Source organism: Paenibacillus cineris, assembly GCF_018333335.1.
GTDB classification, from domain to species: Bacteria; Bacillota; Bacilli; order Paenibacillales; family Paenibacillaceae; genus Paenibacillus_AQ; species Paenibacillus_AQ favisporus.
Genome location: NZ_BORU01000001.1, coordinates 2,236,441 through 2,253,753 on the forward strand (window position 1 = coordinate 2,236,441; position 17,313 = coordinate 2,253,753).

Below are 17,313 nucleotides of genomic sequence, written 5' to 3' on the forward strand. Positions count from 1 at the left end.
GGTAGTGGAACGTGCATAAAAAGTGTCATTAGCCCACTAAATTGATTTTTACAGACGAGCAGGAGGATTGTCATGCTGCCTATTTATCTACAACAACCTTACAAGCTCCAGATGGGTGGACAATTTGTCAGCGATGAGGATTGGTCCCATATGGAACGGACCATTTCCGATTATGAGCTGATTATCGGTGTAGCGGGAGTGGTTTTTCTCGAAGCCGGCGGCCAGCTGTACGAAGTGAAGGCAGGGGACATGCTCCTGCTGCGGCCTGGGGAGAAGCATCGCGGATACAGGCTGTCTTCCCCCGGCGTTTCATTTTACTGGTTTCATTTTTTGCTTCCTCCGGAGACGGGCGGAGAGCCGGACGGGGCCATACCTCATTATGCACACTGCCCGGAACCGAGCCGCGTTCACATTTTGGCCAGACAGCTTCTGCACGCGGCGAGCGGAGGATACCGGCTGAAGCAGGCGGGAGACTATTTTCTGACGTCGCTGCTGATTGAATTGGCGGAGCAGCTGCAGGATGCGGGCGCATCCGAAGCGATGGACCCCCGGCTGTCGGAGCTGCTGGAATGGACCCGGCTTCATGCCCTCGAGAGGCATATGTCCGTCGACCGGGTCGCGATGCACATGGGGTATAACCGCAACTATTTGTCGCGGATGTTCAAGCAGAGATTCGGTACGGGGCTCAGGGATTATATTCACCGGATCCGGCTGGAAGCGGCAAGGGAGCTGCTTGTGTCGAGCAAGCTGCATATCAAGGAAATTGCGGACAGGGTCGGCATCGAAGACGACAAGCAGTTTATTAAATGGTTCAAGCGTCTGTCCGGCGTTACTCCGACGGAGTACCGTCAGGCGTTTTCGGCAACGCGTCTGAACAAGACGTAGGGATCGATGACATCGGTCCCCTGGATGCCGGCCAATAGGGCTTCGCGGGGAAATTGATTCTTCCGGACTCTGTTTTTTTGGGTAACACAAACTATTTGGCCCTTTTGGCCGTGTCTGCATCCGGATCATCCGTACGAATAGAGCTGCATGTAATGCTTTAGTACCTCCCAAAAATACATCCTGGGTAAGTCGAGACTCCCATTTGAATCGTGCTATCATTTTTTTAGACCGTTGTTTGTAAACTGCGAAACATCGTGAACGACGGCCTTCAGAAGAACCTGCATAAGTATATGCAGCAGAATTTGCACACGATTGCACGATACTTGAGGAAAGGATTTGAACTCGATGATCCAGGAAAAATACGCCAACATGCTGAACATGGCCGAGGTTTCGACCCCGGACCGAATGTTATATCCCTTTGATACCCTCCGCCAGCTTAGACTAGAAACGCCGGTGCGCTACGACAGCAGCCGAAACTGCTGGGACGTCTTCCGCTATGAAGATGTGCAGCGCATTTTGAAGGATCCGAAAACATTCTCCTCCGAGCGTGGAGCAGGCGCAGGCGGCTCCATTCTGTTTATGGATCCGCCCAAGCATAAGCAAATGCGCGACCTGGTCAGCAAAGCGTTTACGCCCAAGGCGATCCAAGAGCTGACCCCCCGCATCCAGGCCATCGCCGAGCAGCTGCTAGATTCGGTAACGGATGGATCTATGGATATTTCCAGCGAATTCGCCACTCCGCTGCCGGTCATCGTCATTGCCGAACTGCTGGGTGCTCCGAAAGAAGACCGGAACAAGTTCAAGCACTGGTCCGATATTCTGGTGGAAAGTGCCGACGACCTCACGGATGAAGCATTCCAGCGGATTACCGACAAGCGGATGAAAGCGATGGGAGAGCTGTCCGAGTATTTTAAGGGAATTATGGCGCAGCGGGCTGCGGAGCCGCAGGAGGATCTCGTAACTGCACTGCTGAACGCTGAAATCGAAGGAGAGAAGCTGTCGGAAAGGGATATCATCAGCTTCTGCGTGCTGCTGCTGGCTGCAGGAAACGAGACGACGACGAACCTGATCACGAATGGCGTGCGCGTGTTGACCGAAAGACCAGAGCTGCAGGAGCAGCTGTATCAAGCGCCGGACCTCATACCTTCCTTTATAGAAGAAGTACTTCGCTATTACCCGCCGATCATCGCGATCGGTCGCAAAGCTGCGGAGACGGTACAAATCGAAGAGCATACGATTAAGCAGGGAGCGCAGGTCATTTCCTGGGTTGGGGCCGCCAACCGAGACGAGTCCCGGTTCGACGACCCGGACGGCTTCCGTCTGGACCGCAAACCGAACCCGCATATGACGTTCGGCTTCGGTATCCACTTCTGTCTTGGGGCTCCACTGGCCAGGCTGGAAGGGAAAATTGCGTTTCAGGCGCTCCTCGACAGGTTCAAGGATCTACGCAGAGCGGCGGACGCTGAACTTCAGCCGATCCAAAGCTCCTTTGTCTTCGGCGTCAAAAATTATCCGATTGAGATGAGCCGCAGATAGAGTCAGGTATCCTTAGGAGTGCTCCTGCATTGTTTCAGAGAGCATAACCGGCATAGGGAACTGACGGATTCCCATTTTCGGGAGTTGTCCATATTTCTTGGAGGCTCCCGGATATGCTAGAATAGAAAATAGCAGCTTGTACATAAGCATGATGATCTAAGGCATCCCTTTACTGCGATGGTTCCAGGAACAGCATTTGCAGGGAAGAACGGATGCCTTTTTGCGTAAGCCCGCCGGGATGATCATTTCGTTTTACCGAAGTATAAGGAGTTGAGCGCCCGTGGAAAGGCAAGTCGAAGAATTGTGGCACCAGGTCCTGACCATGATTCAAAAGAAGATCAGCAAGCCCAGCTATGATACGTGGCTGAAATCGACGAAGGCCGTCAGTCTGCAGGATAACGTCCTGACGATCAGCACGCCCAACACGTTTACGCAGGAATGGCTGGAGAACCGGTATACCAAGCTCATTTTGACAGCGGTTCGCGAATGCATGGATGCTCAGCCGGAGCTTCATATCATTACCCAGGATGAGCTGGAGACCGAGAGAAGATCCGCATCACCCGAACCGGCTGCCCTTATAGAGGATAATATCCTGAACGATCCGGCTTTTGCCGCCATGCTGAACCCAAAATACACCTTCGAAACGTTCGTCGTCGGACTCGGCAACCGTTTTGCCCATGCAGCTGCACTGGCTGTAGCGGAGGCGCCGGGCAAGGCGTACAACCCGCTGTTTTTGTACGGCGGCGTCGGCCTGGGTAAAACCCACTTGATGCAGGCGATCGGCCACTACGTGCTGGAGCACAATCCGCAGGCGAAGGTGCTCTATTTATCCTCCGAAAAGTTCACCAACCAGTTTATCAATGCCATCATGAACAACCGCGGCGAAGCTTTCCGTAACAAGTATCGCAACATCGACGTGCTTCTGATCGACGACATCCAGTTTATCGCCGGCAAGGAGCAGACACAGGAAGAATTTTTTCATACCTTCAACGCCCTGAAAGAAATGGGGAAGGCGATCATCATTTCCAGCGACCGTCCGCCCAAGGAAATCCCCACCCTGGAGGAACGGCTGCGTTCCCGCTTTGAATGGGGACTCATCACGGATATTCAGCCCCCGGATCTGGAGACCCGGATCGCTATTCTGCGCAAGAAGGCGAAGGCGGAGCATCTTGACATTCCGAACGAAGCGATGGTATACATCGCCAGCCATATTCATACGAACGTCCGTGAGCTCGAAGGGGCTCTCATCCGCGTCATCGCTTATTCCTCGCTTGTGAATCAGGACATCACCGTGCATATGACAGCCGAAGCATTAAAAAATATGATCTCGCAGTCGCGTCCCCAAATGATCTCGATCCAGGACATCCAGGAGCGGGTGGGAGATTATTATGGTCTGCGCATCGAGGATTTTAAAGCACGGAAACGGACAAGGGCAGTAGCTTTTCCCCGGCAAATCGCCATGTATCTGTCCAGGGAGCTGACCGATTACTCGCTGCCCAAAATCGGGGAAGCTTTTGGCGGCAGGGACCATACGACCGTCATCCACGCCCATGAAAAAATCGCCTCGGTTATTCGTGAGGACCAGGAGATTCATCAAATCGTAAGCCGGTTGTCCGAGAACATTAAAAGCCGCATCCAACCGCGCGTGTAGCCTGTTATTTTTTATACCCGTATAATCTGAACCTGTCTGCCTCAGACCCTCCTTGGTAAGATAACGGCATAAACCATCTACCAGGGAGGTTCTTTATATGAAATCAATGGTCATTGAAAGAGCAGGCGGAACTGAAGTGCTTAAGGTCAGGGAAATGCCGGATCTTGAGCCAAGATACGGGGAAATGATCGTGGACGTGGCGTATGCAGGCGTAGGGCTCGTGGATATTTTGATCCGCAAAGGCGGGTTTACGGAGCTGTTTCCGTTTCCGGTGATTCCGGGGCTTGAGGTGTCCGGATACGTCCGCTCAATCGGGGACGGCGTTGAAGGGTTCCGAATCGGCCAGCCGGTCGCTTCCATGAAGCTGCTTGAGCTTGGCGGATACGCTACACAGGCCAGAGTGACGCCGCAGCTTACGGTTCCGCTCGATTCGCTTGGAGGAGACCTCGATATGGCCGAAGCGGCAGCCTCCATTGTCAACTTGACGACTGCCTATTTCGCGGTCAAGCAGGTGAACCGGATGAGGCAGGGAGACACGGTGCTGGTTCACGCCGCCGCAGGCGGACTCGGCAGCTTTCTGGGGCAAATCGCCAAGCGGTTTGGCGCTGGGAAGGTGCTGGGGACGGTGGGTTCGCCGGATAAAATCAAGCTGGCCGCATCACTCGGATACGACGAACTGCTGCTGCGCTCCGATTTTGTGAACGAAGTGAAGCGGATCGCGGGAGTACAGGGGGTCGACGCCGTATTTGACCCGGTTGGGGGCGAGACGAGGGCACGCAGCCTGGAGCTCCTGCGACCGCTGGGGCAAATCGTCGCTCTGGGCAACGCCAGCGGCGGCGAACTGGCGCATCAGAGCAACGAGATTTGGCTCGGCAACCAGAGCATCGCCGGCTTTAACTTGGGGGCGTATGCCATGTATGATCCGGTTGCCGTCGGGCAGGCGGCCAGGGAAGCGCTGCAGCTGCTCGCCAGCAGAGAGGTCCGCTCGGAGGTGCACGGCATTTACCCGATGGAGGACGCCTCCGAGGCGCATCGTCTGCTCGAAAGCGGCCAAACGACGGGCAAACTGGTGCTGCAGATGGGATGAGCCCCAGCTTTTTATATGAGCCTCTTGCCCGCTTGAACGCGGAGCGGAGGCTTTCTTTTACGGCGGGAGGGATGGTATCATTTGAATCGTGGAGTTTATGGAACGATGTACATCTCGGAGGTGCTGCTTCAATGATGCAAACCCGGAATCTGCTCGGGGAATTTTTAAAATCGCGCAGGGAAAAGCTTCAGCCGGCGGACGTCGGGATTAGCGGGGGATACGGCAGAAGAAGAACTCCCGGACTTCGCCGTGAAGAGGTGGCGGAAATCGCTAATGTCAGCACTACCTGGTACACCTGGCTGGAGCAGGGGAGAGACGTGGCTGCTTCACGGGAAGTCATGGAGAACATCGCCAGGGCGCTGCTCCTGTCTCCTGACGAGAAGCTGCATGTCATGCGGCTGGCGGGATTCGGCGATCTTCCGGACTGGTCCGCGCCGGCTGCCGTTCCGCCACTGGAGTCGGGACTGCAGAAAATCATTGATCAGCTGCACTATCCCGCCATCTTGGTCAACCGCCGGACCGAAATTATGGCTTGGAACCGCCAGGCTCCCCGGCTGTTGTATGACTTTCTTGAAGATCCGGTCATGGGCCGCAACATGGTCTGGTCCATCTTTATGAATCGGTATTTACAAGAACGCGTCGTGAACTGGGAGGAGTTTGCCGCATACAGCGCCGCCATTCTCCGCGCCTACCATGGTCAATCAAAGGGGGACCCGTGGTATGAGGCGTTTGCCCAGAAGTTGTCCGAAGAAAGCCCGGAATTTGCGGCGCTCTGGGATTCACACGATGTTCGGGAGAAGCAGGTGCAGCCATTTGTGCTGAACCATCCGGACCTTGGTCCGTTATCCTTTGAAATCAACACGTTTGCCCATATTAATGGCAATGAAGACCTGCACTGCTGCGTCTATTCTCCGCTGGCCGGAACCGGAACTGAGGAGAAGCTGGATCTGGACGCACAAAAAACGCCGTAGCCGGACGACCGGCTGCGGCGTTTTTAAGTTGGCTACATGGTGTGAATCCGGGCGGCAGCTCCGATGCTCAAATGCTCTTGATCCAGCTGATGGCAGCGGGCCGTTACGGCAAAAGCACCGATCGAAAAAGCCAGTGCCGCCCACGGTAAATAAGCCAGACCGATGCTGTCGACGACCAGGCTGCCGAGCAGGGATCCGCAGGCGATGCCTAGGTTGGAGGCCACCGGCATCAGGGTCGAGGCAAAGTCCTTGGACCCGCCGGCCGATGCGTCTGCGAGATCGATTAGATACAGCTGAACGGCGGCGCTCAGGGCGTAGGAGAACAAGGCGATGAGCATCAGGCAGAGAACGGCAGCCCAGGTGAAGCTCAGGGTCAGGGCAAGAGCCAGCATCATCAGGCTCTGAACGATAAATACAATTTTGAGCTTGGACCTCGAATCCCCTTCGGCTACCTTGGCTCCGATCCAATTGCTCAGGATCGTCAGGCCGCCATAACCGAGCAGCACCGCGCTTGTCCACTGCTTTGGAATGCCGAGTACGTTCTCAAGAATCGGTGTGATATAGGTATAGACGATAAAGACTGAGCCCACGCCGAGCACCGGAATCAAGAAAGCCATCCGGATGCGGCGGTTTGCGAACAAGGCGAACTGCTGTTTCATGGAGCTGACGCTGACGGTATCGCTTTTCGGCAGAACCGAAGCGATGATGAACAGCGGAATGATGCCCACCGCGGAGGTGACGATGAATGCCGCCCGCCATCCGAGCAGCTGGACGATATAGGTGCCGACCGGCACGCCCAGGACGTTGGCGATCGAGAAGCCGCCGATGATCCATGCGACAGCGCCTGCTCGGCGGGAAGCCTGGATGTGTTCGCTGGCCGCGGCAATGGACAGTGACAAGGTCAACCCGCACAAAATAGCTGTGATGACCCGGATCACAAACATCAGGGCGAAATTGCCGGCGAAAATCGTCATGGCGTTCAGCACCAGCAGGGCAGTATAGCCCGACAATATGGTCACATGCCGGGGGATGCGTCCCAAGAGGCTGACGGCAAACGGTGTGCCGACCGCATAAGCGATGGCGAAGCTGGATACGAGGATGCCGGCGGCCGCCAGGGATACGCCCAAACTGACGCTGATGTCCTTCAGCAGGCCGACGATAACGTATTCGGTCGTCCCCAGCACGAACGCGGCAAAGGTGAAGGCAAAGATCAGAATGGTTTCTTTTTTAGTTGTCATGGTTCTCTCTTCTCCTGGATGTCTGTTTTTTTCTTTGATCTTACAGGATGAAAGGCTTTTCAAGTCAATAAAAAAATTGTCGAACGGTGCTAGAAGGTAGGGGAGCCTCGCTTAAAAACCATGCTATAATGAAAGGAAAAAGCAGGTGGACGGATTTGATGAATCATGCAACCAGACCTTGGCGCGCCGATAAGCTGTCGCGTTTAGGTTCCTCTATTTTTGCAGAGGTTTCCGCTTGGAAGAAAGAAGCCGAAATGGCCGGTCGTGACCTGATTGACCTAAGCATCGGCAGCCCGGATCTCGGACCCACGGAGGCGGTGCGCCGGGCCCTAAGCGAAGCTGTGCTTAACGAAAAAAACTATACGTATCCCGGCTCGGCGGGCAGCGATGCGTTCCGGGAGAAATGTGTCGCATGGATGGAGTATCGCTTCAATGTGCGCCTGGATCCGAAGGCGGAAGTGCTGTCCCTTATGGGTTCGCAGGACGGGCTGGCGCATTTGGCCCAGGCGATCTGCAATCCCGGCGACCTGGCGATCGTCCCGAATCCGGGATATCCGATTTATGCCGGTTCGCTGGCCATTGCAGGCGTGAAGGCATATGAATTGCCGCTCCGGGAGGAGCATGATTTCCTTCCCGATTTGGAGAGCATCCCGGACGAAATTTGGGAGCAGGCGGTATTTATCCTATTGAACTTCCCAGGTAATCCGATTGCGGCAGCGGCGGACCGGTCGTACTTTGAACGGCTTGTCGCCTTGGCTCGAAAATGGAACGTGCTGATCGTTCATGACCTGGCCTATTCGGAAATGGGCTTTGACGGTTACCGGCCGCCAAGCATTCTGGAAACTCCAGGTGCAATCGAAACGGCAGTCGAGTTCCATTCGTTCTCCAAGAGCTTTAATATGGCGGGCTGCCGGATCGGATTTCTTGCCGGGAACCGCGATGTCCTCGCTTCGCTGCTGGAGCTGAAGAACAACATCGATTACGGCGTCTTCGGACCGATCCAGACGGCAGCGATCGCCGCGCTGGAGCAGGCGATGGACCCCTCTCAGTCCACTGCCGGGGTGGCCGGTTTGTACGAACGCCGCCGGGACGCACTGATCGATGCGCTCGCGCGGGAGGGCTGGGTCGTACCCAAGCCGAAGGCGACGATGTTTGCCTGGGCGAAGCTGCCGGCAGCTTTCCTGGAAGGCGCTGAGCCTTGGAGTTCCCGGCAGTTTGCCCGGGAGCTGCTGATCGCCACAGGGGTGGCCGTGATCCCCGGGGACGGATTTGGTTCGGAAGGAGAAGGTTATGTGCGGATCGCCCTTGTTCAGGAGGAAGCGCGTCTGCGTGAAGCGGCCGCCCGGATCGGACAATTTATTACGATGCATGGAAACACGAAATAGCATGTGGCATACCGGGCCATGACAGAACAACCCTGCTCTTGTGAGCAGGGTGTATTTGTTTATTGATGAAAAACAAAAATTGATTTTTAATTCCTACTTGACAGGTGAGAATAATTGGTTTAATCTTACGTCAAGGAAATCGATTAGCATTCATTTAATGAATGGTCATTATTTTAACATTAAACTAAATATCAGCCGATTGGTCCACCAAAGGCTCCTGTAATCCATACCGCTTCTTGCGGCAATGGCATTCGGGGGCCTTTTTGTATATCAACAGGCACGTTGATGCGGATGACCGCTACTCCATGGGGAGAGCAATGGTGGTGGTTGATGAACGGTGAAAGGAGAGATATGGAAGAGAAGCAGTGGCTTCTGATGGAGGAAGCCGATTGGCATTTTCGCAGGCTGGTTCGGAGATTCGTCAAGGAACGTGACAAAGTATCGATTGAAGGCGTGTCCCTTCCCGGGATGCTCGTGCTGAACGCGATTCTGCATGAAGGCGAGCAGAAGCTCGGGGATCTGGCCGAACGGCTGGATTTCACCACAGGCGCGGTGACCGCTGTTTGCGACAAGCTGGAATCGCTCGGTTTCGCGCAGCGAAAGCGCCTGGAGACCGACCGCAGATCGGTTGTCCTGGACATTACGGATAAGGGCAGGGACATGCTTGCACGCAACCGGGACGCAGGTACATACATGATTGAACGCATCTTTGAAGGCTTTACGGCCAAGGAACTAGAGGAACAAATCGTGAATTTCAAAAAACTCTACGAGCATTTGGAAGGCTTTGCCGAAGCCGTGCTGAAACAGGCGCATCCGCCGGAGAACGCCGAGGAGCAGCCTCCCAGCCACCGGAAGGCAGCGCAGAGACCGAACCGATTTATTTCATATTAAAATCATTGTGAGCAGGGAAGGGAGACAGATCATATGGGACATCCAACCATTTATCCGACAGGAACGACCGTTTACCAACCAGGAAAGGCATGGAGCGGTTATACCATCTACCAGGCAGCTGACACCGGGGCACTGCTGATCGACATGAACGGCAGAGAGGTGCATTTGTGGAAGGGGCTGCGCGGTTTCCCGAACAAAATATTCCCTGGAGGCTATGTGCTGGGCAGCACTGCCGAGCGGGATCCCAAATATGGTTTTCAGGACGAAGCCAATCTGGTACAGGTCGATTGGGATGGCAATGTCGTCTGGAAATTCGACCGGTACGAATGGATCGAGGATCCGGGTCATCCCGCGCAGTGGATGGCACGCCAGCATCATGATTACCAACGGGAAGGCAATCCGGTCGGATATTATGTGCCTGGAGCCGATCCGAAAGTCGGTTCAGGCAATACGATCATTCTCGCGCATAAAAACGTCAACCGTCCCGAAATTTCGGACGTCGAGCTGCTGGACGACACGATCATCGAAGTGGATTGGGAGGGCAATGTCGTCTGGGAATGGGCCGTCAGCGATCACTTTGAAGAGCTTGGATTTGACGAAGCGGCGAAGGAGGCGCTGTACCGGGACCCGAATACCCGGGCGTTCGGCACCCATTCCGGAGACTGGATGCATATCAACTCTGTATCGGTGCTGGGTCCGAATAAGCACTATGATGCAGGCGACGAGCGCTTTCATCCGGACAATCTGATATGGGACGCGCGGGAATCCAACATTATCGCGATCATCGATAAACGGACCGGGAACATCGTATGGAAACTCGGCCCGGACTATTCCGGCGAAGACACCAAACATATCGGCTGGATTATCGGCCAGCACCATGCCCATTTGATTCCGAAGGGACTGCCGGGAGAAGGCAATATTCTGGTATTCGATAACGGAGGCTGGGGCGGCTATGGCAGCCCGAACCCCGAATCGCCGGATGGCGTGAAGGTGGCGCGCCGCGACCATTCCCGGATTCTGGAGATTCATCCGATAACGCTGGAGATCGAATGGCAGTACACGCCGACCGAAGCCGGATTCCAGGCGCCATTGGACTCTTACCGCTTTTATAGCCCTTATATCAGCTCGGCGCAGCGGCTGCCTAACGGCAATACGCTGATTACCGAAGGAGCGGACGGAAGAATTTTCGAAGTCACGCGGGAGCATGAACTGGTGTGGGAATACATCTCTCCTTATAAAAACTCCAGAAACGCGAATATGGTTTACCGTGCTTACCGCGTACCTTATGAATGGATTCCGCAGCTGGAGAAGCCGGTGGAGACGGAAATCGCTCCGCTTGATGTAGCCGATTACCGGCTGCCGGGCGCGGCGCCGCGTGGTGCCGTAACCGCAGTCGAAATTGAGGGTACCGTATCCTATGGCGATGGAGCCTTCTGCGTAGCGACCACGGACGAAGTCGTCAGGAAGGAGCGGGATCAAGATGAGTAGGCATGTGTTTCGACGCATCAGCGTAATGACCGCAGCCGTCCTGCTGGTTTCTGTGCTGCTCACCGCATGCGGAACCGCCTCGGGAAAAGACAGCGGGCACCAGCTTAAGGTGAAAATCGCCGATATTTCCACCAACCCGATTTTCCGGGTCGCCGCGAAAAAAGGATTTTTCGAAAAACACGGCATTGATGCGGAGCTGGTCAACTTCGCCACGCCGGCCGAAGGGGTCAACGCCCTGTTTATCAAGCAGGTGGATATTGCCTTTGGCGCAGACTTCCCGCTGTTGAATGCCGTCAGCAAAGGCGATTATGCGATCTTCGCTTCCTCCGGAACGGCAACGGATCTGAGCGCAAGCGAATGGAAGATGTTCGCCCGTAAAGAGATTGCCGGCCCCGCCGACTTGAAGGGTAAGAAACTGAGCTACTCGCGTGGAACGTTTATTCCTTATTTGTGGGACGTTTATTTGCAGCAGAACGGCATTGCCTTGAAAGACGTCACGCTGGTCGGGCAGGGAGGATTTGACGAAACGTATGTGGCGCTGAAAAAGGGCGAGATCGACGCGGCCTGGGTGTACGGCTCGGTGCTGAACGACAAGTTCGCCGCGCTGTCCGAAGCGCATGAGCTGTCGGATATGTCCCAGACGCCTGTCCGGCTCGGCACAGGTTTGATCACCGGCACCAAACTGATCCAGGATCACCCTGATGAATTGGTCGAACTGCTGAAGGCGCTTGACGAAACATCCGACTACGTCCAGGCACATCCGGACGAAACGGCTGACATTATGTATGACGAAGTGAAGCAGCCGAAAGAGGCCACGCTTAAGGATCTGCCGAAAAATCCGTGGAAGATCGGCTTCACCCAGCAGGCCTACGACGGGCTGGCCGGCCAGAAAAAATATATGGTGGATACCGGTATTATTGAAAAGGATTTTAACCTGAACGACAAGCTGAATTTGGACCTGGTGCGCAAAGCGTTCCCGGACCGTGTGATTGAGTTGAAATAAGGAGGCTGGGATGATGGGGGCAGTAACCAGACCAAACGAGATTTATATTGAGCGCTTGAATAAAAGCTATAGTCAACAGCAGACGGCAGGCGATCTGCATTATATTATCCAGGATGTCGACCTGGTCGTGAAGGGAGGAGAATTTTTCGTTCTCCTCGGCCCTAGCGGCTGCGGCAAGTCGACGCTGCTCAGCCTGATCGCCGGGTTCGTGTCGAAAACCTCGGGGCATTTGCGGGTGGGCGAGAAAGAGGTGGATCGGCCTGGCCAGGATCGGGCCGTCGTCTTCCAGCAGGCCGATTCCTCGCTTTTCCCTTGGCTGACCGTCAGGGAGAACGTGGAGTTCGGACTGCGGATGAAGCGCATTCCCTCCGCCCGGCGCAAGGAAATCTCCGATCGTTTTATCGGCATGGTTGGGCTCAAAGGGCATGAAAATAAATTCCCCCGTGAGCTCTCCGGCGGGATGAAGCAGCGGGTGCAGTTGGCGAGGGTGCTGTCCAACGATCCCGGCATTCTGCTGATGGATGAGCCGTTTGGCGCGCTCGATGCGATGACCCGACGAACGATGCAGCGTGAACTGGTAAAGATTTGGCAGGAAACCGACAAGACGGTAATCTTCGTCACCCACGACATACAGGAAGCGCTGCTTCTCGGTGAAAGGATCGGTATTATGTCCGCCGGACCCTCTTCGCGGATCACCGATATTTACGAGGTGCCGCTGGCGTACCCGAGAGACCTGGCCGCGCCGGAATTCCATGAACTGTACAACCGCATTCAGGCCCATTTTGACGAATAGAAACCGATCGGAGGGATCACCATGAGCAACAAATTAAAGAAAGGACCGCTCCAAGTGCTGTTCTGGATCGCTTTGATCGTCATCTGGCAGCTGGTCTCGCTCGTATACGGGCCGGAGATTCTGCCGGGGCCGATTTACACGGCGAAAGGCGGATACGAGCTGCTGATGGACGGCACACTTCTGCAGTACATTGGCATCAGCGCCTATCGAGTCCTTCTCGGATGGACGCTCGGCAGTTTGGTGGCGGTGCCTATCGGGATCATCATCGGGAAGGTCGGATTCATCCGTACCTTCGCTGAGCCGTTTTTGAACTTTATCCGCTTTATTCCGCCGATCGCATTCATTACGCTGTTCCTGGTCTGGTTCGGTATCGGCGAAACGTCTAAAGTTATGCTGATCATGTACGCCACATTTTTTATCGTCATTCTGAATACGTTCACCGGCGTTCTCTCCGTCGAGGAGGATAAAATTCGTTCGGCCCGCAGCATGGGAGCCTCCGAATGGCAGATCGTCGTTCATGTCATCATCCCGGCAACGGTTCCGTACATCTTTACCGGCATCCGGCTGGCCATGGGCACATCCTTTATGGCCATCATCGGAGCCGAAATGATCGCCTCCAATGAAGGAGTCGGGTATCTGATCTGGAACTCCCGCCTGTTTTTCCGGACGGATTGGATTTTCGTAGGTCTGATTTGCTTAGGGCTAATGGGCTTCCTGACGGATCGGGCAGTTGGACTGCTCGGGCGCAGACTGCTAGCGAGATACGGTGTGGTAAGTACGACGTCTTTGAAGCGGTAGGGGACAGGATGGAGTAGTCATAGGACAAAGATTTTAAATATCATCGTAATACGAGGCGAACCGCAGCGGCGGTCCGTCTCTTTGGTTTTATCACCGCTCAGCAAGAGGAAGCGAATTGCATTCCGCTTCGTTATCCCCTATACTTCTTAGATAGTGATCAATTACTTACTAATCTGCGTTTTGAAAAGGAGTTATGCGCCATGGCAAGAGATGCGTCTACTTCGGTCAACCGAAGAACAGATATTATATCGGCCGCCATCGAGGTTTTTGCCGAAACCGGCTATTACCGGGCCACCACGGCACAGGTTGCACAGCGGGCCCACATTTCGCAGCCTTATGTCTTTCGTTTTTTCTCAACGAAGGAAGCGCTGCTGCTTGCGGCTCTGGAAGTGTCCTGGTCCCGGATGATCGAGTCGTTTCAGCAAGTCGTGAAGTCGGCGTCGCCGGAGCGGCTTGAAGCGGAGCTGATTACGGAATACGAGAAGATCATGGAGAACCACCGGAACGAGATTCTGCTGCAGATGCAGTCCCAAACGATTCAGGAAGAAGCGATCCAGGAAGCGATGAGAAACGGATTCCGGGAGGTTCGTCAAATCGTACTGCAGGCATTTCGCGAGGCGGGGATTCCACATCCCGAAGAAAGAACGATGCTCTTTTTGGCCAGAGGGATGCTGTGCAACGTAGCGGATGCGATCAGTCTGCCCGAATTAAAGGAAAGATAAGGGGACGTGAGAGAGGTCTCCTTATCGAAATGAATTTTTTTCATGATTAGTTATTGACCAATCACTAACTGAATGTTATGATGAACCCAGGTTAGTGATTGATCAATCACAAAACAAAGCAGAGAGGACGATTTCATATGACGATAAACAAAGCGATGGTCGTTGGAGCCACAGGTGGAACGGGTGCAGCCATTACAGAGGAATTGGTAAAACGGGGAATCCCTACGATTGCGTTCGGAAGATCACGCCACAAGCTGGAGCAGCTCGCCGGCAGATTGGGAAACCCGGCGCATTTGAAGCTAGCCATGGGAGATGCCATGCGGCCTGAGGAGATCGTCGCGCAAGCTGGGAACGCTGACGTCATGTTTCATTGCGCGAACGTACCGTACCATGAGATGGCCAGCAAGCTGATCCCGCTGGGTGAATCCGTAATGGAGGCGGCGGAACAGCTCGCGGTCAAAGTGGTTGCGATTGACGGGATCTATCCTTATGGAAGAAGGCAGTCCGACCCGGTCACCGAAGAACATTCGAAACAGCCGCATACGAAGAAAGGGAAGGTTCGTTTGGACTTTGAACGGATGTTGTTCGACAAGCGCTGGAAAAAGGTAAGGGTTATGATCGTCCGTCTGCCGGATTATTATGGGCCAACAGCGAATGAAGCGTCCTATCTGGGTTCAACGCTCGAAGCGATTGCAGCGGGCAAAATGGCCTTTTTCATCGGCAATATGACCGTTCCCCGCGAATATGTCTACTTGCCGGACGCCGCCGCTATGATTGCCGAAGTGGCGGGCCATGACAACGCCTACGGTCAAAACTGGAATATTCCAGGGGGCGGGCTGATATCGGGACGGGAGATCGTGCGGATCGCTAGAGCGGCCAGTGGAAGCAGCAAACCGGTCATTCCGCTGAAGAAAATAGGGTTATCTCTGCTAGGATTAGGCGTGCCCGTGATGAAAGAGATCGTAGAGATGCTTTACTTGACCGAGGAACCGCTGACGCTGAGCGGAGCCAAGTACGAAAAGTGGATCGGCCCGATTATCGCAACACCGTTCGAGAAAGGCATCACCGCGACGGTCAAAGCACTGCAGCAGGCAAACACCACAGCATCGGTCCAGGCATCACAGACGGCTAACTCTAGAATAGTTTGAGTATTTGTTATTGATTAATCACTAATATTAAAACACAGATTGACTAATTTCCAGATTAAAGGGTCTTATTTGTACAGATTGCAGGATATGCCGGATGGACCGCGAAACATTGGAAGGCAGCAAAAATTAGCGAACCACTATTCGACGACGGGAGAGGGGTACCGATGGACCATAACAAGTTTCATGGGATCTTTACCGCACTCGTAACACCGATGGATAAGCATCTTGAAGTGGATACCGAATCACTGGAACGACTGGTAGAATACCAAATCGCGCAGGGAATTCAGGGATTCTATGTGGGCGGAAGCACGGCTGAAGGATTTATTCTGACCTCTGAGGAACGGATGAAGGTGCTGGAAACCGTCATTCACGCGGCCAAAGGGCGGGTGACGGTTCTGGCGCATGTTGGCTGTATCAGCACGCTTGAGAGCATCAAGCTGGCCCGGCATGCGGAATCAGCAGGCGCGGATGCGGTTTCCGCTGTCGTACCCTTTTATTATAAGGCGGGACCACAGGAAATCAGGGATCACTATCGTTCCATCATGTCGTCGGTCAGCCTTCCGATGATTATGTACCACTATCCGGGAGCAACCGGGGTGCAGCTGTCTTTGGATTTTTACGAGGACATGGCTCGCAGTGCCCAATGTATTGGCGTAAAATTTACATCCATGAACCTGTTCGAAATGCAGCAAATTCGCAGCCGATGCGGGGGAGATTGGATCATTTGGAACGGCCATGATGAGGTCTGTGCAGCAGGTTTTCTCATGGGCAGCAACGGTGCCATAGGCAGTACATTTAATATGATGCCGAAAATATTCCTCCGTATGTATCAAGCCCGGTCTGCCAACGATTGGATGAACGTTAAAGCGCTGCAGGAACAGGCCAATTTGGTCATTGCCCATATGCTACGCTTCGATGTGATACCTTATGAAAAGCACATTTTATATCTTCAAGGTGTCATTCGCTGTCCTGCGGTACGGCAGCCGCTGCAGCAGTTGACTGATGCACAAAAAGCAGAAATAGCTGAATTTTATGCATCGTCACCCGTTTTGGTTCAGACGGGAATATCCAGCTAACACTTGCGCAGATTAATGAATATATCATGACAGCCGCCTGAAAGGGCGGTTTTTTCGTGCTTGCCAAGAATGTATAGACACTTTGAACACTGACTCATCATGGACTAGGATCCTTTCCACTCATGCTGAGGACATATGTCCTATCTTATACCGCCGCGATTGCCTTTTAATAATGACAGAACAATACAGAAGGAGAGGACCTATGAAAGGCATTATATTTGCACTGCTGGGGGGCGCCTGCATTACGCTGCAGGGTGTCGCCAACTCGCGGATCAGCGGGGATATCGGGACGTGGCAGGCAGCGGCGGTAACCCAACTGACCGGCTGTATTCTCGCTTTGATCATCCTGCTGTTTGCACGGGACGGCAGCCGGGAGGGCTTTACAAGCGTCAAGCCGTTGTACCGCATCGGCGGGGCCTTGGGAGCAGTCATCATTTTCAGCGAAGTGACGTCGATTCAGACGATCGGAGTGACCTTTACGATTTCCGCATTATTGATCGCCCAGCTCTGCCTGACATTTATTGTCGATCTGAATGGCTGGTTTGGCATGAAAAAACGAAAGATCAGCCCCGCACAGTTTATTGGGATCGGGATGATGATTGCGGGCGTCGTCATTCTTAAATTTTGACATCGTTGCCGTA

General features: G+C 54.1%; 16 protein-coding genes. 15 read left to right on the forward strand and 1 reads right to left on the reverse strand.

Annotated elements, in window-relative coordinates:
- Window positions 1-72 precede the first annotated feature (72 nt).
- From KI379_RS10600 to KI379_RS10620, 5 genes are all read left to right on the forward strand, one after another.
- Window positions 73-885 (forward strand): helix-turn-helix domain-containing protein, encoded by an 813-nt coding sequence (locus KI379_RS10600; protein WP_145134158.1) that lies wholly within the window; start codon window positions 73-75, stop codon window positions 883-885.
- A 345-nt stretch (window positions 886-1,230) separates the two neighbouring features.
- The gene (locus KI379_RS10605; RefSeq protein WP_212983521.1) at window positions 1,231-2,421 is read left to right on the forward strand and encodes a cytochrome P450; all 1,191 of its coding nucleotides are present in this window, start codon (window positions 1,231-1,233) and stop codon (window positions 2,419-2,421) included.
- A 322-nt stretch (window positions 2,422-2,743) separates the two neighbouring features.
- Window positions 2,744-4,072 (forward strand): chromosomal replication initiator protein DnaA, encoded by a 1,329-nt coding sequence (gene dnaA, locus KI379_RS10610; protein WP_244879365.1) that lies wholly within the window; start codon window positions 2,744-2,746, stop codon window positions 4,070-4,072.
- 97 nt (window positions 4,073-4,169) lie between these two features.
- A complete protein-coding gene (locus tag KI379_RS10615; protein ID WP_212983523.1) occupies window positions 4,170-5,159 on the forward strand; it encodes a quinone oxidoreductase family protein in 990 nt (329 codons plus the stop codon).
- A gap of 131 nt (window positions 5,160-5,290) precedes the next feature.
- Window positions 5,291-6,130, forward strand: a complete 840-nt coding sequence (locus tag KI379_RS10620; RefSeq protein WP_212983524.1) for a helix-turn-helix transcriptional regulator — start codon at window positions 5,291-5,293, stop codon at window positions 6,128-6,130.
- Window positions 6,131-6,162: 32 nt separating this feature from the next.
- On the opposite strand, the gene KI379_RS10625 is transcribed toward KI379_RS10620, so the two are convergent.
- On the reverse strand, window positions 6,163-7,368 hold the full coding sequence (locus KI379_RS10625) for an MFS transporter (protein ID WP_212983525.1): 1,206 nt from the start codon (window positions 7,366-7,368) through the stop codon (window positions 6,163-6,165).
- Window positions 7,369-7,526: 158 nt separating this feature from the next.
- On the opposite strand from KI379_RS10625, the gene KI379_RS10630 reads away from it, so the two are divergent.
- The 10 genes from KI379_RS10630 (at window position 7,527) to KI379_RS10675 (ending at window position 17,300) form a co-directional block, all read left to right on the forward strand.
- Complete coding sequence (locus tag KI379_RS10630; RefSeq protein WP_212983526.1) at window positions 7,527-8,753, forward strand: aminotransferase class I/II-fold pyridoxal phosphate-dependent enzyme; 1,227 nt, start codon at window positions 7,527-7,529, stop codon at window positions 8,751-8,753.
- A 330-nt stretch (window positions 8,754-9,083) separates the two neighbouring features.
- Window positions 9,084-9,644: a MarR family winged helix-turn-helix transcriptional regulator gene (locus tag KI379_RS10635; RefSeq protein WP_244879248.1), complete on the forward strand. Its 561-nt coding sequence runs from the start codon at window positions 9,084-9,086 to the stop codon at window positions 9,642-9,644.
- 33 nt (window positions 9,645-9,677) lie between these two features.
- Window positions 9,678-11,132, forward strand: coding sequence for an aryl-sulfate sulfotransferase (locus KI379_RS10640; RefSeq protein ID WP_212983527.1), 1,455 nt, complete (start codon window positions 9,678-9,680; stop codon window positions 11,130-11,132).
- Window positions 11,125-12,135: an ABC transporter substrate-binding protein gene (locus tag KI379_RS10645; protein WP_212983528.1), complete on the forward strand. Its 1,011-nt coding sequence runs from the start codon at window positions 11,125-11,127 to the stop codon at window positions 12,133-12,135. Before KI379_RS10640 ends, KI379_RS10645 begins: the two co-directional genes overlap by 8 nt.
- A 13-nt stretch (window positions 12,136-12,148) precedes the next feature.
- Window positions 12,149-12,928 carry an ABC transporter ATP-binding protein gene (locus tag KI379_RS10650; protein ID WP_212984689.1) on the forward strand — a complete coding sequence of 260 codons (780 nt, stop codon included), beginning with the start codon at window positions 12,149-12,151 and terminating at the stop codon, window positions 12,926-12,928.
- A 21-nt stretch (window positions 12,929-12,949) separates the two neighbouring features.
- Entirely contained in the window at window positions 12,950-13,726 is a 777-nt protein-coding gene (locus KI379_RS10655; RefSeq protein ID WP_163873660.1) for an ABC transporter permease, read from the forward strand.
- A 200-nt stretch (window positions 13,727-13,926) separates the two neighbouring features.
- Window positions 13,927-14,448, forward strand: a complete 522-nt coding sequence (locus KI379_RS10660; RefSeq protein WP_145134137.1) for a TetR/AcrR family transcriptional regulator — start codon at window positions 13,927-13,929, stop codon at window positions 14,446-14,448.
- Window positions 14,449-14,585: 137 nt separating this feature from the next.
- Window positions 14,586-15,596 (forward strand): NAD-dependent epimerase/dehydratase family protein, encoded by a 1,011-nt coding sequence (locus tag KI379_RS10665; RefSeq protein ID WP_212983529.1) that lies wholly within the window; start codon window positions 14,586-14,588, stop codon window positions 15,594-15,596.
- Window positions 15,597-15,760: 164 nt separating this feature from the next.
- On the forward strand, window positions 15,761-16,672 hold the full coding sequence (locus tag KI379_RS10670; protein ID WP_212983530.1) for an N-acetylneuraminate lyase: 912 nt from the start codon (window positions 15,761-15,763) through the stop codon (window positions 16,670-16,672).
- A gap of 202 nt (window positions 16,673-16,874) precedes the next feature.
- Window positions 16,875-17,300: a DMT family transporter gene (locus KI379_RS10675; RefSeq protein ID WP_076166721.1), complete on the forward strand. Its 426-nt coding sequence runs from the start codon at window positions 16,875-16,877 to the stop codon at window positions 17,298-17,300.
- Window positions 17,301-17,313: the final 13 nt, after the last annotated feature.